Annotated in this window: 24 protein-coding genes, 2 pseudogenes and 1 other annotated feature; of the genes and pseudogenes, 16 read left to right on the forward strand and 10 right to left on the reverse strand. The window is 43.4% G+C overall.

The window, feature by feature from the left end; all coding sequences use genetic code 11:
- Window positions 1-537: 537 nt before the first annotated feature.
- Genes MST16_RS05625 through MST16_RS05635 form a run of 3 tightly spaced genes read left to right on the forward strand, consistent with a single transcriptional unit; the run spans window position 538 to window position 3681 of the window.
- Window positions 538-1764 (forward strand): efflux RND transporter periplasmic adaptor subunit, encoded by a 1227-nt coding sequence (locus tag MST16_RS05625; protein ID WP_180010012.1) that lies wholly within the window; start codon window positions 538-540, stop codon window positions 1762-1764.
- On the forward strand, window positions 1761-2984 hold the full coding sequence (locus MST16_RS05630) for an ABC transporter permease (RefSeq protein WP_180009935.1): 1224 nt from the start codon (window positions 1761-1763) through the stop codon (window positions 2982-2984). The genes MST16_RS05625 and MST16_RS05630 overlap by 4 nt, the downstream gene beginning before the upstream one ends.
- Window positions 2977-3681 (forward strand): ABC transporter ATP-binding protein, encoded by a 705-nt coding sequence (locus MST16_RS05635; protein WP_078194313.1) that lies wholly within the window; start codon window positions 2977-2979, stop codon window positions 3679-3681. The genes MST16_RS05630 and MST16_RS05635 overlap by 8 nt, the downstream gene beginning before the upstream one ends.
- 23 nt (window positions 3682-3704) lie before the next feature.
- On the opposite strand, the gene MST16_RS05640 is transcribed toward MST16_RS05635, so the two are convergent.
- The gene (locus MST16_RS05640; RefSeq protein ID WP_155756615.1) at window positions 3705-5087 is read right to left on the reverse strand and encodes a heavy metal sensor histidine kinase; all 1383 of its coding nucleotides are present in this window, start codon (window positions 5085-5087) and stop codon (window positions 3705-3707) included.
- Window positions 5084-5755, reverse strand: coding sequence for a heavy metal response regulator transcription factor (locus MST16_RS05645; RefSeq protein ID WP_005177241.1), 672 nt, complete (start codon window positions 5753-5755; stop codon window positions 5084-5086). Before MST16_RS05645 ends, MST16_RS05640 begins: the two co-directional genes overlap by 4 nt.
- Before the next feature lie 105 nt (window positions 5756-5860).
- Here MST16_RS05645 and MST16_RS05650 point away from each other — a divergent pair, with 105 nt between their 5' ends.
- The 4 genes and pseudogenes from MST16_RS05650 to MST16_RS05665 all read left to right on the forward strand — a co-directional run bounded on the left by MST16_RS05650 (window position 5861) and on the right by MST16_RS05665 (window position 8486).
- Complete coding sequence (locus MST16_RS05650) at window positions 5861-6349, forward strand: heme-binding protein (protein WP_171521832.1); 489 nt, start codon at window positions 5861-5863, stop codon at window positions 6347-6349.
- A 110-nt stretch (window positions 6350-6459) separates the two neighbouring features.
- Window positions 6460-7679 (forward strand): IS3 family transposase gene (locus MST16_RS05655; RefSeq protein WP_100249712.1). Its coding sequence is split into 2 segments (ribosomal slippage): window positions 6460-6736 and window positions 6736-7679, totalling 1221 coding nucleotides; the frame shifts between segments, so codons are not numbered across the junction.
- Window positions 6735-6851, forward strand: a sequence feature (AL1L pseudoknot). (Overlaps the previous gene by 117 nt.)
- Before the next feature lie 40 nt (window positions 7680-7719).
- Window positions 7720-8073, forward strand: a pseudogene (uraH, locus tag MST16_RS05660) (hydroxyisourate hydrolase); the annotation flags it as partial.
- 158 nt (window positions 8074-8231) lie between these two features.
- Window positions 8232-8486: a TIGR03643 family protein gene (locus MST16_RS05665; protein WP_180011913.1), complete on the forward strand. Its 255-nt coding sequence runs from the start codon at window positions 8232-8234 to the stop codon at window positions 8484-8486.
- On the opposite strand, the gene MST16_RS05670 is transcribed toward MST16_RS05665, so the two are convergent.
- Window positions 8483-8635 carry a DUF2256 domain-containing protein gene (locus tag MST16_RS05670; RefSeq protein ID WP_180011915.1) on the reverse strand — a complete coding sequence of 51 codons (153 nt, stop codon included), beginning with the start codon at window positions 8633-8635 and terminating at the stop codon, window positions 8483-8485. The two genes, MST16_RS05665 and MST16_RS05670, sit on opposite strands and share 4 nt — an antisense overlap.
- A 3-nt stretch (window positions 8636-8638) precedes the next feature.
- Entirely contained in the window at window positions 8639-10162 is a 1524-nt protein-coding gene (locus MST16_RS05675) for a cryptochrome/photolyase family protein (RefSeq protein ID WP_180011918.1), read from the reverse strand.
- A gap of 383 nt (window positions 10163-10545) precedes the next feature.
- Between MST16_RS05675 and nudC the strand changes: the two are divergent.
- Window positions 10546-11318: pseudogene (gene nudC / locus MST16_RS05680) on the forward strand (NAD(+) diphosphatase).
- A gap of 252 nt (window positions 11319-11570) precedes the next feature.
- Here nudC and MST16_RS05685 read toward each other — a convergent pair.
- From MST16_RS05685 to MST16_RS05695, 3 genes are all read right to left on the reverse strand, one after another.
- A complete protein-coding gene (locus MST16_RS05685) occupies window positions 11571-11768 on the reverse strand; it encodes a hypothetical protein (protein WP_180011920.1) in 198 nt (65 codons plus the stop codon).
- A gap of 64 nt (window positions 11769-11832) precedes the next feature.
- The gene (locus MST16_RS05690; protein WP_180011922.1) at window positions 11833-12060 is read right to left on the reverse strand and encodes a hypothetical protein; all 228 of its coding nucleotides are present in this window, start codon (window positions 12058-12060) and stop codon (window positions 11833-11835) included.
- Window positions 12061-12160: 100 nt separating this feature from the next.
- Window positions 12161-12376 (reverse strand): cold-shock protein, encoded by a 216-nt coding sequence (locus tag MST16_RS05695; protein WP_019837890.1) that lies wholly within the window; start codon window positions 12374-12376, stop codon window positions 12161-12163.
- A gap of 541 nt (window positions 12377-12917) precedes the next feature.
- Here MST16_RS05695 and MST16_RS05700 point away from each other — a divergent pair.
- From MST16_RS05700 to MST16_RS05735, 8 genes are all read left to right on the forward strand, one after another.
- Complete coding sequence (locus MST16_RS05700; protein WP_373683933.1) at window positions 12918-13406, forward strand: lipocalin family protein; 489 nt, start codon at window positions 12918-12920, stop codon at window positions 13404-13406.
- 137 nt (window positions 13407-13543) lie between these two features.
- Window positions 13544-14530, forward strand: coding sequence for an acyl-CoA desaturase (locus MST16_RS05705; protein WP_179994247.1), 987 nt, complete (start codon window positions 13544-13546; stop codon window positions 14528-14530).
- Complete coding sequence (locus MST16_RS05710) at window positions 14527-15810, forward strand: NAD(P)/FAD-dependent oxidoreductase (RefSeq protein WP_180011926.1); 1284 nt, start codon at window positions 14527-14529, stop codon at window positions 15808-15810. The genes MST16_RS05705 and MST16_RS05710 overlap by 4 nt, the downstream gene beginning before the upstream one ends.
- A 9-nt stretch (window positions 15811-15819) precedes the next feature.
- Complete coding sequence (locus MST16_RS05715; RefSeq protein ID WP_180011953.1) at window positions 15820-16608, forward strand: DUF1365 domain-containing protein; 789 nt, start codon at window positions 15820-15822, stop codon at window positions 16606-16608.
- The gene (locus MST16_RS05720; RefSeq protein ID WP_180011928.1) at window positions 16605-17807 is read left to right on the forward strand and encodes a cyclopropane-fatty-acyl-phospholipid synthase family protein; all 1203 of its coding nucleotides are present in this window, start codon (window positions 16605-16607) and stop codon (window positions 17805-17807) included. Before MST16_RS05715 ends, MST16_RS05720 begins: the two co-directional genes overlap by 4 nt.
- A gap of 24 nt (window positions 17808-17831) precedes the next feature.
- On the forward strand, window positions 17832-18611 hold the full coding sequence (locus tag MST16_RS05725; RefSeq protein WP_180011930.1) for a DUF1295 domain-containing protein: 780 nt from the start codon (window positions 17832-17834) through the stop codon (window positions 18609-18611).
- An 8-nt stretch (window positions 18612-18619) separates the two neighbouring features.
- Entirely contained in the window at window positions 18620-19669 is a 1050-nt protein-coding gene (locus MST16_RS05730) for a cyclopropane-fatty-acyl-phospholipid synthase family protein (protein ID WP_180011932.1), read from the forward strand.
- Between the two features lie 39 nt (window positions 19670-19708).
- On the forward strand, window positions 19709-21031 hold the full coding sequence (locus MST16_RS05735) for a sensor histidine kinase (protein WP_373683932.1): 1323 nt from the start codon (window positions 19709-19711) through the stop codon (window positions 21029-21031).
- Here MST16_RS05735 and MST16_RS05740 read toward each other — a convergent pair.
- Genes MST16_RS05740 through MST16_RS05750 form a run of 3 tightly spaced genes read right to left on the reverse strand, consistent with a single transcriptional unit; the run spans window position 21028 to window position 22780 of the window.
- Entirely contained in the window at window positions 21028-21720 is a 693-nt protein-coding gene (locus MST16_RS05740; RefSeq protein ID WP_180011935.1) for a response regulator transcription factor, read from the reverse strand. The two genes, MST16_RS05735 and MST16_RS05740, sit on opposite strands and share 4 nt — an antisense overlap.
- 11 nt (window positions 21721-21731) lie before the next feature.
- Window positions 21732-22232, reverse strand: coding sequence for a chalcone isomerase family protein (locus tag MST16_RS05745; protein WP_180011937.1), 501 nt, complete (start codon window positions 22230-22232; stop codon window positions 21732-21734).
- A complete protein-coding gene (locus tag MST16_RS05750) occupies window positions 22208-22780 on the reverse strand; it encodes a nuclear transport factor 2 family protein (RefSeq protein WP_180011955.1) in 573 nt (190 codons plus the stop codon). The genes MST16_RS05745 and MST16_RS05750 overlap by 25 nt, the downstream gene beginning before the upstream one ends.
- Between the last annotated feature and the right edge of the window lie 51 nt (window positions 22781-22831).

Consider the following 22831-nt stretch of genomic DNA (forward strand, 5'->3'; position numbering starts at 1 on the left):
GAATGATACATGAAAAAAACAAATATAAAAAAGTAATGTTATAACATATTGTTTAATATTGAATGCGTACGTGTTAAAATCGGGACACCATTTCAAATCCTGTTAATGGATTTGAACAAAATAAATTTTGTGATTCAATGCACTAAATCTAATTTGGGTAAAAAATGGGTACAGGAAAAATGCTATTGGCTTTATGGTTCACTAAATCAATAGCTTGGGAGTTGAGTTCAATTGCCACCATCACAGCTACTTTACTAAATATGGCTATGTATTACGTTATTGATAGCTGGAATGTTAAAGTCTAAAACGTGTTATTATTTTATATAAAATTATGAAATATATAGAAATATAGGTTTATTTTTTGTTTGTTTTTTTAATCAAAATTATGAAAAAACTATAACAGTAAGAGAAAATAATTTAATAAAAATGGTGTGCTTTTTTAATTTGGTGTGTTGTAACTAAATTTTCATATATATTTAACTAGACATTAATTATTCAATTCAAAAACTTTTCTTAAAACTGGCTTGGAGAATGGAATTGCTTGTTACCCGTTATAAGCCTTGGATCATGATCATACTACTGGTTTTGCTCGTCAGTTTTGCTATATATCGCTGGTGGCAAGGACCATTGTTACCTAGTTATGAAGTCGTATCTAGTCCATTGATTCAGACAGTTGTTGCTTCAGGACGGGTAGAGAAAGTATCTCGGACTCAGATTGGTAGTGAAATTACAGGGGTTGTTCTTGAGCGCTTGGTTCAAGAGGGAGATCGGGTCTCTCGAGGGGATGTTCTTTTAGTACTGAAATCTGATGAAATTTCAGCGCAGGTGCGGCAGGCAGAAGCTGAATTAAAGGAACTCGCAACCACTAGACGTCCGCAAGCAGAATTCGATTTAGCGAATGCCAAAGTGAAATTAGAACAGGCTCAAAGAGAGGCGGTACGCAGACGAAATACCGAATTAGGAATATTATCAGCAGAGGAAAGGGAGAAATCGATAGAGGCAGAAAAACTCGCCCGTAATAATTTGGAATCAGCTCGATTAAAAGTTGCTTCACTTGCCCCAAATAAAGTTGAAGAGACAAAATTACGCGAACAACTCGCTGCATTACAAGCGCAACTCGCCAAGACCAAAATTCGCGCAGAAGTTTCAGGTATTATTTTAACCCGTAATGTTGAGCCAGGGGATTTGGTACAACCGAGTCAGACTCTGTTCACTATTGCACTGGATGGTGCGACTGAAATACGAGTGCCATTTGATGAGCGAAATTTACCACTGCTGGCTTTACAACAAAAAGCAGCAGTGATTACGGATGCCTATCCAGATCAACCTTTTCCTGCCCATATTAATTTTATTGCCCCAAGTATTGATGCTCAACGTGGCACAGTAGACGTTCGATTAACAGTTGATCCAGTCCCTGATTTTTTGCGTCAAGACATGACGGTATCGGTAAATGTTGAAACCAACAAGCGCGAGCAAACCCTGGTCATTCCAAATGATGCTTTAAGCAGTATAAGTGGAAACAAGGCTATGGTTATTTTAGTAAGAGATAGAAAAATTCAACGTCATCCCATCACACTGGGTTTACGTGGTTTGGTTATGTCTGAAGTTGTAGCTGGATTGAAAGAAGGTGATCACGTCCTTACCGATGCAGAATCAGTGCTTAAAGATGGAACTCGTGTCCGAATAGAGAAAACTAAACCTGTTTTCCAGAGTCAAACGGATCAGAAAAATAGCAAAAATGAATTACCGGTGAAATTCGATTGAAAAACTTTTTTAGGCGACTTTGGACCGAGTGGACCATCGCAATCAGTTTTTTGCGAGAGGGTCGCACACAGTCGATGATGATTACCATTGGCGTCGCGGTGGGGGTAGCCGTCATTGTGTTCATTAGCGCCTTAATTCAGGGTTTACAATCGAATATTGTAGAAAGGACCTTAGGGACACAGGCGCATATTCGTTTGCTCTCACCAGATGAGGTGAATCACATTGTGCCACCAGCAGCAGGAACACTTCAGTTGTTACTAGAAGATCAGCGTGCACAACGCTTACGCTCTATTAATAATTGGCAGCAGATTACTGAGACTTTAGATCAGTTGCCCGTGTTGACGGCGGTTTCTCCTGTGGTCTCTGGTCCTGCATTTGTACAGCGCGGAGATGCAATTCAATCTGTTGCATTGGTTGGTATCAACCTTGAACGTTATCAACAGATTATTCCGTTAAAGCAATATATGGTGAGTGGTGAACTACGAGTTAGTGCGGATAATGTATTAATTGGGCGTCAATTGGCCAAAGATTTGGGTGTGCAAGTCGGGAGCAAATTAAGGTTAGATACCGGGCAACAGAAAAATGCAGTTGTGAACATCTCTGGAATATTTGAATTGGGTGTGCGTGAATTGGATGCGCGCTATGTCTATCTGGATTTGAAACAGGCGCAATCTTTACTTAATTTGCCAGGTGGCGTGACCGTGATTGATCTGACGATTCAGGATATTTTTCAGGCGGATCAAATTGCCTCACAAGTTGGACGCCTGACAGGATTAAAAGCAGAAAGCTGGATTGAAACCAATGCTCAATTAATGAATGCGATTACCGCTCAAAGTCTTTCGACCAACATGATTATTGTTTTTGTAGGGATTTCAGTCGCTTTTGGAATTGCCAGTGTGATGTCGGTGAGTGTGGTGCAACGGACTCGGGAAATCGGTATTTTACGTGCAACTGGGGCTACACAAACGCAAATTTTAAGAGTTTTCTTATTTCAGGGAGCAATTTTTGGTCTGCTTGGTTCGATGCTTGGTAGTGTTGTCAGTTATTGTCTAATTTGGGGATTTAATCAGTTTGGTCCCGGCTTGTTTTATATTTCGATTTCAATCAAGCTTATCTTGTCAGCATTATTCTTGGCGACTTTAACGGGAGTTTTGGCTGCTGCAATACCATCCCGTCGGGCTGCTGCACTCGATCCTGTGGAGGCAATTCGTCATGTCTGATTCATCTGAGGAAGTACTACGTTTAGAAGCATTGCGAAAGTCCTATAATGTTGGGCAACCTAATGAAGTGGAGGTATTACATGGAATTGACCTGTGTATTCAACGGAATGACTTTGCTGCATTAATTGGTCCTTCTGGTTCAGGCAAAAGTACTTTACTGAATATTCTTGGCTTATTAGATCAGCCTAGCTGTGGTGAGTTGTACTTGTTGGGTCAGGCAACAAGTCGTATGGATGATATGGCTCGGACAGCATTACGTGGCAACAGTATAGGTTTTGTGTTTCAATTCCATCATCTTATACAGGCCTTTACTGCCTTAAATAATGTGCTTATGCCATTAATGCTGAAGCAAGGTAAGCCAGATCAATCTGCGTTGCAATATGCCCATGAATTATTGGCCGCTGTAGGGTTAGATAAGTTCGCTGACCGTAAACCCAATGAGCTTTCTGGAGGGCAACAGCAACGCATAGCGATTGCACGTGCACTGATTACTCAGCCTGCACTATTGTTGGCCGATGAACCGACAGGTAATCTTGATACTCAAACTGCTGCGGAAATGTTTGAATTATTTCGTAAAGTTCATCGCGAACATGGCTGTGCAGTATTATTGGTGACTCATGATCCTAGATTATCGGCAACCTGTGATCGAACCATTAATTTGGTGGATGGGAGAATTCAGAGTGATTCCAAAAAATGATATAAGCTCAGTGTGAATGTGAATCACGTATCTGGGAAAAGCAGTTCAAAGCATATACCTTCTGCGCTATTAATCGCCTGATACATCCCTTGATGAAGCGTCATAATAGATGCCACAATGGATAGTCCCAAACCACCTGTTTGATGATAACTTTGTCTACTGGAACTGCATTGATAAAATCGCTCAAAGATATGCGGCAAATGTTCCGGGGCAATTTCTAAACCACTGGTCACGACCGATAGCGCAATCATAGGCAGTTTGTTGATGATCTTTCGATAGCTATGCACATAAATAGTCCGGTGCTTGCCGCCATGAATCAGGGCATTGGAGAGCAGATTATACAGAGCTTGTTGTAACTGTTCTGGATCTGCCAATAGCTCAGTTGCCTCAAGCTTTAAAACAAAATTGCAGTGTTGTTCTTCGGCTTGATACTCAAAAATGCTGAAGATATTTTCTATAAAGGATTGAAGTTGGATTTTTTGTCTGTTTAAGCAAACCTTCTGCGCATCTGCACGTGCCAGAAATAACATGCTGTCAATCATTCTTTTTAAGCGTTGATAGTCCTCTAGGTTGGAAATCAGCACTTCCTGATATTGTACGGGACTGCGTTCACTCATGAGTAAAATTTCGGTTTGTCCTATTAAATTATTCAATGGTGTTCTAAATTCATGCGCAATGTCTTCTGAAAAACGATTCAGCTGGCTATATCCCAGCTCAATACGGTCGAGCATGGCATTGATATCGGAGGCTAGTTGTGCAATCTCTTGAGGGGGATAGGGCAGATTGAGTCGCTGTTCAAGTTGCTGAATATTTATCGCATGGGTTTGTTCTCGCAGGGTTCTTAATACTTTTAATCCCAGATGGCTAGCAATAGCACAAAGGATGAAAATCGCCAAGATACCTGTGAAAACATAAATGACAAGGCTCTTTTGAAAAGGTGCAATGATGCCTAAACGTTCAGACCACTGTTTGCCTGCAATTAACAGATACGGCTGGCGATTAATTTGAATAGTTTTCCAGGCAATGCGGGTGGGATAAGCATGCGCCGATAAATCTTGGAATTGAATTTGGGGCTGATGGGTAAATTCAGGTAGAGGAATGCCAAGAGGATTAATGCTGATCAGCGCCTGATCACCCTGAATCAATAAAAACAAATTATCCTGATTTCCCAACATGTTTTGATACAGCTTCGGGCGAGCGATAATCTGTTCAATATTGCTACTGTCTTGTAGTAATATTTCCAGTCGCTCAATTCGCTCAATCAAAGCCCTATCTTGCTGAGCAATTAAAATCTGGTTGATACCCAGATAGGTCATAAATGCTACACCGCACAAGACCATTGCAGCACACCCTGTAACCAAGAGTGTTAATCGGAGTTCTAGCGAACGAATCGGTTTCAACATTATTTCTCTGCCGAAATTTTATAGCCCAAACCGCGAACAGTATGAATTAACTTTATATCATGTCCCTCATCAATTTTACTACGTAAACGCCTTACCGCTACATCAATAAAATTGGTATCGGTATCAAAATTGATCTGCCAGACTTCAGAAGCTATTTGCCTGCGCGTAATAATTTCATTCGGATGGCGCAGCAGAAAGCGCAAAAGGTTGAATTCTTTTCTACTGAGTTCTATCGACTGCTCGTTACGCCAGACTTTATGATGGATCAAATCCAATTTCAGATTGGCAATTTCTAATTGGTTTTCCTGTGCATACTGCTGGCGCCTAAGTAGACTTTTAATTCGGGCCAGTAATTCAATATAAGAAAAAGGCTTGGCCAGATAATCATCGGCGCCCAGTTCCAAACCTTTGACCCGATCAATCACCTGATCTTTTGCTGTAAGAAAAATGACCGGAATTTGGGAAAATTGTCGCAAGACTTTCAGGACTGCCCAGCCATCAATATCGGGCAACATTACATCTAATATGACTAGACTATATGCATGCATCTTTAACTTTTCCAAACCTTCTAGTCCTGAATGGACGCATTGCGCCTCATAGCCAGATTCATTTAACCCTTTAACCAGATATGAGGCGATCTTCGCTTCATCTTCGATAATTAGAATACACATTTTGTTCAGACTCATTTTAAAGATGACAACTTTGTAATGTGATTGTCATCCTTCAAATCGTTCAGGTTGTATAAGATTTTTAAAACTTAATTCAGGGCAATCATGATGAACAAACTCAAAGGGCTTATTGCAACAGTAATGCTGATGAGTAGCAGTACTTTTGCACAATCCGTTCAATTCAATCAAGTTTATTCACTTGATTCTCAGTCAGCACGAACTCTTACGGATGCTGCGGTGACTGCGTGTCAAAAAATACAGCACAATATCGCTGTGGTGGTGGTGGATCGGGGCGGAAATACGTTAATGGCAAACAGGCATGAAACTGTCGGACCGCATAATTTGGGCGCAGCTGAAAAGAAAGCCTATACCGCCTTATCGACCAAAACGGCGACTATGTTGTTAAGTCAAAATGCCAATGAAAACAAGGATGCAAAAAATTTAACCACCTTATCTAATCTACTGCTGTTGGGTGGCGGCCTACCTGTGCGTTATGAAAATCAGGTGGTCGGTGCCATTGGTGTTGCCGGAGCAGGGGGTGCAAAAAATGACCATTACTGCGCTGAAACAGCTGTTAAGTCTATTTTCAATCCTTAAGGAATTCATCATGTTTAAAAAATTATTGCCACTTTCAACACTATTGTTGACCTCAATGACTGAACCGTACCGGGTTTGTCGGAGAGTCAATATTCTGAGAGACTATCCCGATGACAAAATTAAAATATGCCCCTGAAATCAGAGAAAGAGCGGTTCAATTATTGATTGAATCTGAAAAAGATTATCCATCGAATTGGGCTGCGATCACCGCTATTGCTCCCAAGATAGGTTGTACTCCTGAAACACTACGTGTTTGGTATCAAAAATATTTAGATAAACTAAATCCAGTTAAAGTACAGCAGCTTTCAGACCAAGAACGTATCAAACAACTCGAACGCGAAAATAAAGAACTGCAACGCGCCAATGAGATTCTACGTAAAGCAGCCGCTTTTTTCGCCCAGGCGGAACTCGACCGCCCACACAAATAATGGTGGATTTTATCCATAATAATAAAGAGCTGTACGGAGTCGAGGCGATTTGTAGAATTTTACCGATCGCACCCTCAACCTATTACCGGACTCTAGATCTCTGCGAAAACCCAGAACATCGAGCAAAGCGAGATCTACATGACTTGCATCATGCTGAACAAATTAAACGAATTTGGAAGGAAAGTTCAGGTCGATATGGTGTACGTAAAGTTTGGCAAAAACTGAAACGTGAAGGCTATATTATTGCACGCTGTACAGTTGCTCGATTGATGCAAAAGCTAGGTATACAAGGTGTTTGGCGAGGTAAGAATAAACAAACTACCCATAGCCGAGATGATCAAAAACGAGCAGATGACTTGGTGAAACGCAATTTTAGTGCTGATCACCCTGACCAGCTGTGGGTCGCTGACTTTACGTATATTCAAACAAATTCAGGCTGGGTCTATACCGCCTTTATTATTGATGTGTTCTCGCGAGCAATTGTTGGATGGAAAGTATCAACACGGATGAATACAGACATGGTGCTCGATGCACTGGAGCAAGCATTGCATGATCGAGGCATGCCAAAGAACGTGATTCATCATAGTGACAGAGGTGTGCAATATCTTTCCATTCGTTATACCAATCGTTTAGAAGCAGCAAATTTACGAGCATCAGTCGGTACGACCGGTGATTCATACGATAATGCTTTGGCTGAAACAGTGAATGGCTTATACAAAACAGAGGTGATTGAATATTTAAAAGCAGATTGGCAAGGTTTAGCGGATGTACAACTTGCGACATTAAATTGGGTAGATTGGTTCAATAAAGAGCGTGTACATAGTGCACTAGGTTATGTGCCACCTTTTGATTTTGAAGCAATGTACTATGATAAAATTAATCCGTTAGGTCAGGTGGCCTAACTTAAATAAAAAAGTCTCCGACAAACCCGGTACGGTTCAGACTTTCGCACAAACTAACCCTTTAAGTGTGCATGTGTTGAATCTAGAAAATGGTCTACCCTCAGCTCAAGTCGAAGTGGTACTCGAAAAAAGTACTGGGAATAAATGGGTGAAGTTAAATCAGCAATATACTGGTCCTAATGGCCGTATTACTGGATTGTTTCCTGAAAATCAGAAGCTTGAAGCCGGTATTTATAAAGTTACTTTTAAAACTGAGGACTGGTTTAAAAAAAATAAGCAAGATACTTTCTTTCCTGAAGTTCCTGTAATTTTTAAGGTAGATGGAAGTGTCAGCCATTATCATATTCCTCTACTTTTAAGTCCTTATGGATATTCGACTTATAGAGGTAACTAAGACTTAACAGGGCTAGTTTAACTAGCCCTTTTATTCGTGCTGAGTCCGTAAACTAGAGAAAAATCACAAAAAATTCATGATTGTATTGTTATTCTTTTAGTCAGATTAAAGTCGATAAAGCTTATTGACGCTTCGTGATGATTAAAAACGAGAATGGTATGAATCAATTTTCTGAAGAGGACTTATCCAGAATTATAGAAATGGCTTGGGAAGATCGAACTCCTTTTGAAGCTATTTTATGTCAGTATGGTTTAAATGAAGCGGCGGTGATTCGCTTGATGCGGCAAAATATGAAACACAGTAGCTTTAAAATGTGGCGTGCACGCGTGACTGGCCGAAAAACCAAACATCTGCAGCTGCGTTTACCTGATGTGATACGGGCCTATTGTTCACGCCAATACAGGCGTTTCTAAGTGTTTGATTTTGATAAACGTCTGGACTCACGTTTACATCGTTCAGAACAGTATCGTACTTCCTCCCAGCAACGGTGCCATTTTTTGCGCCAAGTAAAACGGCGCAAGCAGTGAATACAGATTTTTTCAGGGAGGTGCTGTTTTTTCATCGTTTATAACTCATTGATCCGGCTAAGAAGCTGCTGGGCATGGCTGATGATCTGCTGCCGATCTTTCTGTTTGTCCAGCTGCCGATAGATCATGCCCATACGTGGATGGGTACGGAATATCGCTTCATGCCGGATCATGAAATACCAGTACAGGCTATTGAACGGACAGCTGTCTGGCTCGGTACGGGTTTTGACATTGTAGCTACAGTGTTTGCAGTAATCCGACATCTTATGGATGTAATTGCCCGAAGCCGCATAGGGTTTGCTGGCCATCAAGCCGCCATCGGCATGCATTACCATGCCCAGTGTGTTCGGTAGTTCTACCCATTCATAGGCATCGGCATAGACTGCCAGATACCACTCGCTGATCTGCTGAGGGTCTACACCCGTTAACAGGGCAAAATTTCCAGTCACCATCAAACGCTGAATATGATGTGCATACGCATGCTGAAAAGTATTATGGAAACACTCAGCCATGCAGTTCATCTGAGTGCGGCCAGTCCAGTAAAATTGTGGCAACGGGGTTGAGTACTGCAGCGCATTGCGGCTGGCATACTCCGGCATGTACAGCCAGTAAATTCCGCGGACATATTCGCGCCAGCCGAGGATTTGCCTGATAAAACCTTCCACTGCATTCAGTGGTGCATGACCGGCATAGTAGGCCGTTTCTGCGGCATCACAGACTTCTCGCGGCAGCAGCAAGCCACAGTTTAGATAAGGCGAGAGCAGGCTGTGAAACAGCATGTCTGCACCCTGAACCATGGCATCCTGATAATCTCCAAAATGCGGCAAACTGTGGGTAATGAAATGCTCCAGTGCAAGCAGAGCATTGCTACGTGTGGTGGCCCAGCGGAAGTTGTCAAGGCTGCCAGCGTGAAGCGGAAACTCGCGCTCAACCATTTGCATTACATCCAGATCAATCTGATCGCGTTCAAAATGAAGTGTTGGAGGCAATGGTGGAGTGCCTGACCATGCCTTGCGATTGGCGCTGTCATAGTTCCACTGTTGTCCAAGCGGCTGCTGTCTCTGCATCAAATAACCGGTCTGTTTACGCATTTCCCGGTAAAAATATTCCATGCGCAACGTCTGGTAGCGGCTGGCCCAGTGCCGGAACTGCTCCGGGCTACAGAAAAAACGAACGTCATCCAGACACTGTACCGGCAGTTGCAGCTGCTGGCTCCAGTGCTTTTCAATCTGCTGCTGCAGGCGGTATTCCCCGCATCGGGTCATGACCAATTCTGTGACGGGGAACAGCAGTTGCTGTGCCTGTACGAAATCCAGCAGGCTACGAATCGGACTGCCGTACTGAAAAGCATGGTAACGTACACGCCAGCCTTCCGCTTTGAGCTCTTTGGCAAAATGCCGCATTGCGCTAAAAATCAGGGCAATTTTCTGCGGATGATGGGCGACATAAGTCGCTTCCTCAACCACTTCGGCCATCAGGATCACATCCCGGGTACGGTCCAGCGCTTTAAGCGTAGCGAGCTGATGATGAAGCTGGTCACCTAAAATTAAACCGAAACGCATAGCCCTTCCAGACCCGATCAAAGATAGTCTAGTGTAAAGCCAGACAGTTCAATTTTTTGTGAAAACACAGATCAGTCCGCATGATCAGTAAATTCAACCCGACCAGATGATCTGCTGACATTGCACATGAATCATGATTGCTACAATAACAGAGTGTTCATCTCTATAATGCTACATCCAGTTGATGAAATTCGCTTCGCATTATTCCTGAAGACATAATTGTTGTGAAAATTATGTGATTTTAATCAAAAAGATACAAATTATTATGGTTGTAATTCAGGCAGCGTGCGCTTAGTATCTAAAGAGAAGTTACTCTATGTAAGCTTCCTTAGTTTTGTCCCATACACCCCCATGTATGGGATTTTTTTTAATCAGTGGATGTCATGAGCATGCATTCAAAAGCGTATATTTTCAGACAGCAGCAATTAATGGTCGATGAGCATTTTCAGTTGCCGCTGGTAGCCAAACTGCAGCACGACTTGGATCTGTCGGAAAATGGCCAGGTCATTGCACGAGATCTAAAAGAAAATGAATTAGTACCTGAAGGCTATCAACTAGTCCCGATCCGGCAATTGGTGCAGGTCTGGAGCAGGCCACAGTTTGAACAAGCCAGTCGTGCTGTGCAGTTGCTAGAGTGGCGCCGTAATCACCGCTTTTGCAGTAAATGTGGCCACCCGACCCAGCACACGTCAGTCACTATGCCATGGTCTGCCCATCCTGTGGTTATAACCAGTATCCACGTGTGAATCCTTGTGTGATCACTATCATTACTCGGGGTACAGATGAAATTCTGTTGGCAAAAAATGCCCGCAACAAAACCCAGATGTACAGCCTGATTGCCGGATTTGTCGAAGTGGGCGAAACCCTGGAGGAGGCGGTACGCCGTGAGACGATGGAAGAAGTGGGGCTACAAATCAAAAATATTCAATATCTAGCCAGTCAGCCGTGGCCGTTTCCCAGCAATCTGATGATGGCTTTCAGAGCAGAATATCACTCGGGTGAGATTCAGATTCAGGAAGATGAGCTCAGCGATGCGCAATTTTTTAAGTTTAATCAGTTACCAGAAATTCCGTTCAAGGGTAGTATCGCTTATGCCATGATTCAGCACGTGATGCATGAAACGCCTGTTGCAGATGACAGTAAAGAATGGCTTTGAAATTTAAAAAGAGAAATGTTTGAATATTTAGATGATAATTTCAGGCTGAAATAAGAACGGAAATCTAGAAAAGGAACTCTCAGCACTTGCCACGGACTTTGCCCGTTTTCACTCTATAGACTGAAATAAAGAGCTTGGCAATGATGGTGCTGCATAGTTTTTTAGTGTGGTATCATCGGTTCGACCATGTGAATGTGCTGTATTTTACAGACCTCTATAAACAGATGCCGTCCTGAATAGGTTGGGAATAATTTAGATAATCTTGAAAATTTTTCCACTTGAAGAACTTTGGAAAAACATATCAAAGCTAGGTCGAATATCTTCACCATCCACGGTTATATATTTGATATGGGAGTAAGACTGGCTAGCGTCAAAATGGTGATTAACTGTGGCCTGAATAGAATATTTGATACCAAATTGGTCTTTTACATTTAGATTTTGTTTAAACATTAGTTTACCTTTAACAAGACTATGGCAGAGCGGCGATTTAATTAATTAAGCAATATATTATTTTTTAAATAACTTTTTGATTTAGCTTAAATAATTGATTTAAAGACGTATAAAATGTACGACCATCTAAATTTAAATCTACCTCAATTCCAGATTCCAGCAGAACTCTTTTCCCCACTTCAATTTCTTTAAAACCTTGACGTGTATTCTGCATTTTATTTAAGGGAATTAAAGAAACGATAATTTCAGTACCATTTTTAGATTTTGCAATTAATTTATTAACTTTTAACAATTTATATCCTGTTTTTATGATTTTTTCCAATATGGAAGAACAACTTTTTCTTTAAAATTAAAAAAGCACTGAGTAGTGCTTTTTCAACTCGTATTAGTGCTTATATAGCAACAATATTGACTGCATTCGGTCCTTTTTGACCTTGAGCAATACTAAATTCAACCTGTTGGCCTTCGAATAAGGTTTTAAAACCGGAGTTAGCAATTTCACTGAAGTGCGCAAAAACATCTGGACCTGATTCTGGTTGAATAAAACCAAAACCTTTAGTTTCATTGAACCACTTAACGGTACCTTTAACAACATTTGAGTTTGACATAATAAATCCTACTGATTTTTTAATAATTTTTAGTCATTTTATTGACTGCATATAACTTTGAAAATAATAAAGAATGAAACTTAAAATCTGAAAAAAACGAAGAATTATGAATAAAACGACGATACTTAAGAGAGATTTAATGAAACAAGACTTTTTTCTAGTTGAGTTAACTATACCTTAAAAATAAAATTAATCAAGTTTTTTTATATGTATATTTAATTGCCTTATAAAAGATGATTAGTTCAGGAATTAATATGTTGATCTAGTTGACTTTTTTAAAATAATACTATCGACAATATTGCTACATTGAATCTAAAAAACCAATTTACCGCTTTAAAAGGGGATCCAAGAAGAAATGATTTTCCCCATTTTCTCAGGCTGTAAGAGTGAAATTTCTCCTACCTTCATGCTGCATTTAATCTTCACACTTTGTTCACATCGACTTGGGTTATCTTAATCATGAGATCTAACAAGGCTAAAAATGAAGATGCTATACAAGTCGGTTTTTGCAGTTACAGCGCTGGTCACCATTAGCTTAAGTATGACCACCCGAGCAGAAACGGTGAGGCCGCAGGCAGTAAATCAAGTGGATATTCAGAAGTATGCAGGTAAATGGTATGAAATTGCCCATTTACCGATGTATTTTCAGCGTAAATGTGTATCGAATATCACGGCACAATATAGTGTCAATGCCGATCAAACGATCGGCGTATTGAATAGTTGCCGAATTGCCAATGGAGAGATGATTAGCTCTGAAGGTGTTGCCTATTCGCAAAATCAGGGCAACAGCAAACTGAAGGTCAGCTTTTTGCCGCCAGGTTTAAGATGGATTCCGTTTACCAAAGGGCATTACTGGGTATTACGCGTGGATCCGGAATATAAAGTGGCGCTGGTCGGTGGACCGAGTACCAAATACCTGTGGATTTTATCGCGCGAACCGCAACTGGATGAAGCCACCTATCAGTCCTATCTGGATACAGCAAAATATTATGGTTATGACATCACAAAACTGATCAAATTGCCGCATTAATCTGTTACTCTTTTGCCGAACTCATTAGTCTCTCTACAGTTCGGCTTTTTTTTATTTCACTTCACATAAAATTCATATCTGACTGATTACACTCATCAAATAGAATAAAGACAATCGCTTGAAAATAGGATGAGTCCATGTTGAAAAGTCTGATGCGATGGATAGACAGCTGGTCTACACCCACAGCGCCCGAAACACTGACGGCTGAAAACAGCAAGATTCAGTGGCTGAGGATTTTACCCTTTATTCTATTACATCTAGCCTGTCTCGCCGTGTTCTGGGTGGGAGTGTCGTGGTTTGCGATTGGCTTTATGCTGCTGTTCTACCTGATCCGCATGTTTTCCATCACCGCTTTTTTTCATCGTTATCTGTCACATAAAACTTTTCAGACTTCGCGTCCGGTACAGTTCCTGTTTGTGTTGATGGGTACCATGAGTGCGCAGCGTGGCCCGCTCTGGTGGGCGGCGCATCACCGTTATCACCATCGCTATACCGATACCTTGCAAGACCCGCATTCCTCCACGCATGGTTTTTGGTACAGCCACGTTGGCTGGTTTTTAAACGAATATAACTTTGCCACGCGTAAAGAAGTCATTAGAGATTGGCTGAAATATCCGGAACTGATCTGGCTGGACCGTTTCAGTTTAATTGTGGTGGTGCTGACCGCGGGCGGTATTTATGCGCTAGGGGAGTGGCTGGCTATGACCTGGCCGCAACTCGGTACCTCCGGCCTGCAATTGCTGGTCTGGGGGTTTGTGGTCTCCACTGTGTTGCTGCTCCATGCCACTTTGTGTATTAACTCATTGGCGCATCATTATGGCAGCCGGGATTTTGACACTGAAGATCACAGCCGCAACAACTTATTCTTGTCAATCATTACCTTGGGCGAAGGCTGGCACAACAATCACCATTATTATGCTGGCAGTACACGGCAGGGTTTTTACTGGTGGCAGATTGATGTGACCTATTACCTGCTGAAACTCATGTCTTTGTTCGGGCTGGTCTGGGGACTCAAGCCGATTCCGCCACGGGTCTATGATGTCAGTAAAATTGCCCGGGCTCGAAAACAGAAAAAAGCTGCCAAGACCGGCACTCCGACTATTCATTCAAAGGAATCGCCATGAAAATTGCAATTATTGGTTCAGGTATTTCCGGTCTGTACGCTGCCTGGAAACTCAGCAAAGCGCATGAAGTCACAGTCTTTGAAAAGAATAACTACTTTGGTGGTCATACCGATAGCCATCAGCTGAATATCGATGGTGAACAGGTTGCGGTGGACAGTGGCTTTATTGTGTTTAACGAGCATAACTATCCGCTGTTCTGCGCCATGCTAAAAGAACTTGGGATTCAATCGCAAAGCAGTGACATGGGCTTTTCGGTGAATAATCAGGTCAGTGGCTTACAGTACAATCCTTCAAAAAAATTCTCGTTATTGTTCCGACCTCAAAACTTTTTTAATGCAGATTTTCGCGCGATGTTGTCGGATCTGTTCCGTTTCTATGCGGCCAATAAAGATCTGGATGTGGGACAGGTCGATGCACAGCTAAGTATTGATGAGTATTTAAATCACCATGGTTATAGCGATGCCTTCCGTCATGAACATCTCTATCCGATGTGTGGAGCGCTGTGGTCCTGTCCGGTGGAACAGGCCGGACAGATTCCGTATAAGTTTGTGGTGAGCTTTTTCCAGCATCATCGCATGTTGCAGCTCAAAGACCGTCCTTTATGGCTGACGGTCAAGGGTGGGTCAGCTCGCTACGTCCATGCCATTCAGGCCCAGTGCAATATCACGCTTCGTAAAACTGCTGTGCATCAGGTGTCTCGCAGTGCCAATGATGTACTGATTGAAACCCAACAGGGCAGCGAGCGTTTTGACTGGGTGATTTTCGCCAGCCACGCCGATGACAGCCTAAAACTGCTGAAAGACCCAACCGCGCAGGAGCTGGACGTGCTAGGCAAGTTCCGCTATCAGGATAACCGCATGGTGGTACATTCCGATACCTCTATCATGCCCAGATCCCGTCGCCAGTGGGCCAGCTGGCATGTACACGTCACGCCGACTCAGGTCACTGAACAGACGCCATTCCAGCACAGTGGCACACATTATGGCTTTAGCTACTGGATGAACCAGTTGCAGAACCTGAACTGCAAAACCCAGGTCTTTGCCACCCTGAATCCTAATTTTGCCCTGAATCCAAAAAAAGTCTGGGTAGAACGACATTACCGTCATCCGGTGTTTGATGCCCCGGCGATTGAAGCACAGCAACGCTGGGCCGAGGTCAACGGCCAAAACCGCACCTCATATTGTGGCGCTTACTGGGGCTGGGGCTTTCATGAGGATGGGGCGCGTAGCGCATCATGGGTAATCGATCAGTTATTAAAACAGGCTGAACAGGCAGCTTAGGAGCGCATGATGCAGATGTATCCACTGGCGATAGCCACTGCTGAAATCCGGCATCGTCGTTATTTGCCCCAAGCCCATGCTTTTAAAACCCAGCTGAGCTATCTGTGGTTTGATCCAGATCAACTCGCGACGTTTACCCGAAAATCCTGGCTGTGGTCATCTAACCGCTGGAATTTCCTGACCCTAGATGAGCTCGATTTTCTGACTATGGAATGTGGCTCGATTCGGCAGAAGATTGCACGCCTGCTGATCAAGCGGGAAAACTATCTGTTACCGCATGCCGCTTCCATCCGGGTGCTGGCTTTACCGCGCACACTCGGCTTTCGTTTCAATTCCGTAGTGTTTTATATGGTCTTTAGTGCGACCGACCAGTTGCTCTTTGTGCTGAGTGAAATCACCAACACACCGTGGAATGAACGACAGGTCTACATTCACGACTGCCGAAACAATGCAGACGAACATGCGCCGTACCAGAGTCACCAGTTTGACTTTAAAAAGGCCTTTCATGTGTCGCCGTTCATGCCAATGGGGTTGGATTATCGCTGGCGCTTCAGCTTTTCGGATCGGCAGAACGTGATTTATATGCAGCTGTTTGAGCAGGGAATCTTGCAATTCGATGCCACCCTGAAATTTTCCTTGCAGGCCATCACGGTTCCTTCACAGCAGCATCGCTATGCTGTACTGAAAGTTCTTGAACCCTTCAGGATGGTCAGCGGAATTTATCTGCATGCCTTTCGTTTATGGAAAAAGAAAATTCCGTTTTACCGCCATCCTAAAAAAGAAAAAGGAAAGACATGACTATGAAAACACTGTTAATGGGAGAGCACACCGAACTGCCGGTGGTATTACGGCATTTGCTGAAATTGCGGCATGGTCAGCTGATTTTTAAAGGCGTCTGGAGCGGAACAGTTGGCGAAAACAGTGATCTGCAGGCCGTGATTCAGGTGCACGATACCCGTCTAATGGAACTGTTGTTCCGTAATGGTGTACTGGGGGCAGCAGAAGGCTTTATTCGTGGTTACTGGAGCAGTGAAGATCTGGTCAACGTAATTCGTATTCTAGCACGTAATCGTGATGTGCTTGATCGGATGAATCAAAATGTAGTGGCAAAAGCCAGCCAGTTGGTGCTCAAGGCTTGGTATAAATCCCGCAATAATTCGATTGATGGTAGTCGTCAGAATATTGCTGAGCATTATGACTTGAGCAATGATTTTTTTAAATTGTTCTTAGATTCCAGCATGATGTATTCCAGTGCAGTGTTTAAAGAGCCCTGTATGAGCTTGGAACAAGCTTCAGATTATAAAAAAGAACTGATCTGCCAAAAACTTCAATTGCAACCGATGGACCATTTGGTTGAAATTGGCAGCGGCTGGGGAGGCTTTGCCATTTATGCGGCTCAGCATTATGGCTGTAAGGTGACCACCATTACCATTTCCCAGGCACAATATGATGAGGCTGTAGCCCGAGTTGCTGAAGCAGGGCTGTCTCATCGGGTGTCTGTACAGCTTCAGGACTACCGTTTACTAGAAGGCAAATACGACAAGCTTGTGTCGATTGAAATGATTGAAGCAGTGGGTGAGCAATATTTACCAACTTATTTCCAAAAATGCCGCGAGCTCCTTAAGCCGAATGGTCTAGCCTTGATACAGGCGATTACCATTGAAGATGCACGCTATGTTAAAGCTTTAAATACGGTGGATTATATTAAGCGTTATATTTTCCCCGGTAGTTTTATTCCATGTATCAGTGTGATGACGCAAACGGCTTCTGAGCAAAAACTTCGTCTCAAACATCTGGAAGATATTGGTCAAAGCTATGCACAAACCTTGAAGTGTTGGCGCCAGCGTTTTCTGGAGCAACGTGATCAGGTGTTGCAACTTGGTTTTGATGAGCGCTTTATCCGCATGTGGGATTTTTATCTGTGTTATTGCGAAGGTGGCTTCCGCGAAGGTGTGATCAGCGATGTTCATTTGCTGTTTGAAGCCAGTGCTTACTAAGCAAAAATAAAACAGGAGGGCGACATGCTGCTGAATTTACTGATGCTGAATGTCTTCATCATGCTCTGTAGCTGGGTGTTGGTGACCTATAACCGCAGAGCAGGGCTGGTCGATGTCGCTTGGAGTTTCAGTATTGCTCTTAATGTGATTATTGCCGCTTGGGCGACTGATAGTGCACCACTGTTGGTTCGGTTATTTCTGGGACTGGCGAGTGGGATCTGGTTTTCACGACTGACTTGGCATCTGTTACGGCGCTATGCCAATGAAACCCAAGAAGACACGCGTTATGCCAACATGCGCCGAGCGATGGGGGATTATCAGCATCTTGGTTTTCTGGTGTTTTTTATATTTCAGGCAGGTTTGGCGCTACTGTTTTCCTACCCAATGCTGAAGTTGTTAAGTATCTCGACCGAGCAATGGAATGACTGGACTTTGGTCACTGTGATTGGGGCGGGTATGATCATGCTCTTGGCTTTGATAGGTGAAAGCACTGCCGATCAGCAACTTTACCGTTTTAAGCTAGATCCACAGAATCAAAGTAAAACCATGGATCAGGGCTTGTGGAAATATTCGCGCCATCCGAATTATTTTTTTGAATGGCTGCATTGGTTTGCCTATCCAGTGCTCGGTTTGGCAGCAGGATGCTATGAATTATGGATATATCCACTGCTGATGTGGCTATTCTTGTACTACTTTACAGGTATTCCCTTTAGTGAAAAACAGGCGCTCGCCCACCGTGGCGACAACTATAAAGACTATCAACGACGAACTTCAATGTTTATTCCGTGGCCACCCAAAGAGTAGGTAAATACATGGACTTTATGATTAAAAAAACCTTAGAACTGATCGAAAATGGCAAGGTGCCAGACCCAGTGATTCGTGCAGGCATTCGTACTTTAAGCAAAAAACGTTTGGCACAAGAAGGTCGGTTTAACCCCGCATTGGCAGCGCAGCGCTATATGGATGTGCTGACCATGCTGAAAAACAGCGAAATTGCCATTGAGACAGACAAAGCCAATGAACAGCATTATGAACTGCCGACCGCATTTTTTCAGGCAGTACTCGGTAAGCGTTTGAAATATAGCGCGAGTCTCTTTGAACATGCCGATACAACGCTAGACCAAGCCGAAGAAGCTGCTCTTGCATGCTATTGCCAGCGAGCACAACTGAAAGACGGGCAGGATATTTTGGAAATTGGCTGCGGTTGGGGTTCTTTAAGTCTATATATGGCCGAGCGTTATCCAAGGGCCCGTATTACAGTCGTGTCAAATTCTTCAACGCAGCGCGAGTATATTCAGGAACAAGCCCGTTTAAAAAAACTGGATAACCTGACGGTGATCACTTGTGATGTCAATGTGTTGCAACTTGAACTTGCCTCTTTTGATCGTGTGGTGTCAGTGGAGATGTTTGAGCACGTGCGTAACTATCAAAAACTATTTGAAAATATCAGTATTTGGCTCAAACCAAATGGCTTATTGTGGTGTCATATTTTCTGTCATCGTTTCTTGCATTATCCTTTTGAAGTCAAAAATGAGTTTGACTGGATGTCGCAATATTTCTTTAGTGGTGGTTTGATGCCAGCAGCCTCAACTTTCCTACATTTTCAGCAGCATTTACAGCTAGAACAGCACTGGCAATGGGCGGGCACGCAGTATGAACGTACCGCAAATGCTTGGCTAGAAAATATGGATGCTAAACAGGCCGAGCTAAAGCCCTTATTTGAACAAACTTATGGCGCGGATGCCGCAATCTGGTGGCAACGCTGGCGGATTTTCTTTATGGCCTGTGCCGAGCTGTTCGGTTATGAGCATGGACGCGAGTGGGTGATCGGTCACTTTCTGTTTAAAAAGAAAACCGTATAATTGAATGGCGAATCGGATGGGGTAGCGGGGAATGCACCAATGTTAAAGCTGTTCAGGGACAAACACGATCATCCTCTGGGTGAGGTGTTTAACCGCTATTACTGGCTGCAAATCGGATTCATTGCCTTGTCTGTGGTGATTGGGATTGGCTTCAGTGCCTGGGTAATTAAAGGTTCTTTGCTCAGAACGGCGCTAGAACAGGAAATGTCTCACTACTGGCAACGATTAGAACGTAATCCTGCCGCAGAATTGCCCGACACCAAAAATCTGTATGGTTACCGCTGGAACACTGTGCCACCACCCCAATTTAAGACTATGCAGCTTGAGCAAGGAGTGAATCGGCATTTTGTCGATGGCAAGGAGCGCATGACTGTGTATGGTGAAAAAGACGGACAGCATGTCCTGTTGGTCTTTGGCGAAAGCAACGTCAACAAGCTGGTGTGGCTGTTTGGTCTGGCACCGCTGATGGTCAGCCTGTTTGTGCTATATAGTGTGCTGTGGTGGTGGAACCGTCGGGCCCGGCGCTATTTTTCCCCGATTACCCGTCTGGCCAATGCGCTGGAATATATCGACTGGGAACATCAGAAAAATCAGGCTTCGCCTTTTCAGGACATCCGCACCGACTCTAATCTGGAAGCTGAATACCTCAAGCAGGCGCTGGAAAAATATCATCAGGTATTAAGCGAATTTATTCAGCGTGAGCGTGAATTTACCGGAGATGTCAGCCATGAGCTGCGCACGCCACTGACCATTTTAAAAGGCAATGTGCAGCTGTGTCAGGCACGCTATGGCGACAACAAGTCCTTTACCCGCCTGCATAACACCATTGAAGACATGCAGCTGCTGGTCGATACCTTGCTGGCAATTGCCCGCAATACCACCAACACTTTAACTGCTGAACCGACCATGCTTTCAGAATGTCTGGACAATCTTGTGCAGGATCTGGAGAGTGTCAGTCATAACAAAGGCATGCAGATAGACCTGCAAAAAGACCTCGATGAACAGCCGCGTAAACTTTATCCATCCATGACCAAAATGGTGTTTGGCAATATTCTGCGCAATGCGCTGAACTATTCACAGGGCACAGAAATTGATGTGATTATGGAAAAAAATAAAGTACTGATTGCTGACAATGGAGTCGGCATGCCTTTACCTAACAATTCTAAAGTTCAGGAACTGTCTGGTCAGCAGCTACAACTGGAAATCAAAGGGCATGGTATTGGATTGCAATTGGTGCAAAAGCTATGCAAACAGCTAGGTTGGCGTGTGGAGCTGTTTGACAGGCAATATTATCTTGACACTCATCAGAATGTTGATCTAGCAATGACCACTGGACTGATTGTTGTTGTGTACCTAAATTAGGCTTCATCTTCGAAAGCAATCTTTAAACCAATCCCAGATATGGTGTGAATCAGCTTTTGTTCAAAGGGTTTATCGACCATTTTTCGTAAATTATAGATATGACTGCGCAGAGCATCACTTTCTGGCTCTTCGTCACCCCAAAGCTGCATCATAATTTCCTGTTTGGTCAGTACTTTAGGAGAATGTCGCATTAGTAGCTTCAAAAGTTTAAACTGAATCGGAGGCAATTCAATGTTCTGCCCAGCTCGAGTTAGCTGTTGTGTTGCTGGGTCCAAAATTAGGTCATGAATTTGCAGACGACTGCTAGATACTTCACCCAGGGAACGTTTGATCAGGGCCTTGACCCGAACCACTAGCTCGTTAAAGTCAAAGGGCTTGACCAGATAATCATCCGTGCCGGAATTGAAGCCTTTAAGTTTGTCATCCAAGGTATCCCGAGCGGTAAGCATCAAGACAGGTAAGTCCAACCCCTCTTCATTGCGTAACCACTCGCACAATTCATAACCAGAACCATCAGGCAAATTAATGTCTAGTAGCAAGATATGGTAGCTTTGCTGTTTCAGTAATTGTCTAGCAGCACTCAGATTGCGGGCGTGATCGACCACAAAGCCATGTTCTTCAAGAAACTCGCATAGGGTAGAGGCCAGTTCATAATGGTCTTCAACCATCAGGATAAAATGTTTCGACATAGCGGCAGACACTAATTTAATAATTGCTGTTTTAATTTAGCACTAAATGGCTGGGGACCCAGCCATATATTAAAATATTGTTGTGCCAGAGGATGTTTAAGCTGCCCTAAACTTTGCTGGTTCAAAGATAAGCTCAGGGTCTGTGTAGCATGGTTGTATTTTAAACGGTAGAGGTCGCCTGATCTGACCGGACGATACAAATCGGTGATTGGGTTGAATAGAGCATGTATTTTTGCGTCTTTAACATTACGTTTCAGTAAATGTGTGGCCACACGCTTAAATGCCCATTCCGGAATATTCTGTGTATAGGAAAAGTCCATCTGTATATTTTGTTTTTCCCAGGACTGGCTACAGTTTTGGGCAAAATAACTGGCCATACCGACCTGTTTTTGACCCACCATCAGCGGACCATTGCCGCATTGATTCAGGCTTTGTGCCTGGGCCCATGGACTGAAGCTACATCCCATCACTAACGCCGTGCTGATCGCTATTTTTTGAAAGGCAGTAGCCATGAGTAGACTCCTCCAACATAAGGCAGGGAACGGTACAGGCCATTCGCAGGGTCCCAGAAATCCTGCTGGAAAATAATCTTGTTGTTTTCGTTAATCTTGATTTCACTGATACCGTAAGAGTCCATACTGCGGGTCGTGCCGAACATTTTAAAATCATAGGTCATATGCCAGTGCACATAGGCAGAGTCCTGATGATATGAAGCGTTTAACAGCTTGACGCTGACCTTGCTGACCCGTTTGTTCATGCCTTGAAAGTGCTCGAGTAGATTTTGACGGGATGAAAATTGCGATAGCGTATCGTTAATAAACAGCTGGTCGGCATACAGTGCTCCAGCATTTTCAACGAATTCAGGTGTGCCCAAGGTATTAAAGGCTGAGGTAAAGCGGAGGCCGATATCCTGAGCTTTAGCCTGATCCAGCGCTATCCCCTGAATACCATTTCTGGATTGGGCGTAATCGGCTGAATAACTGGGAATACTTTTACATCCGGCTAACAACAGAAGCGGCAAGGATAAGGCTGTAGCAGTTAGTGTTTTTACAAGTCTCATCATCAGTGTCCGTATGAAGTGTATGTTTATACCTTAGGCAGCACAGCGTGA

This window comes from Acinetobacter sp. YH16040_T (assembly GCF_024605785.1).
Classification (GTDB): domain Bacteria; phylum Pseudomonadota; class Gammaproteobacteria; order Pseudomonadales; family Moraxellaceae; genus Acinetobacter; species Acinetobacter amyesii.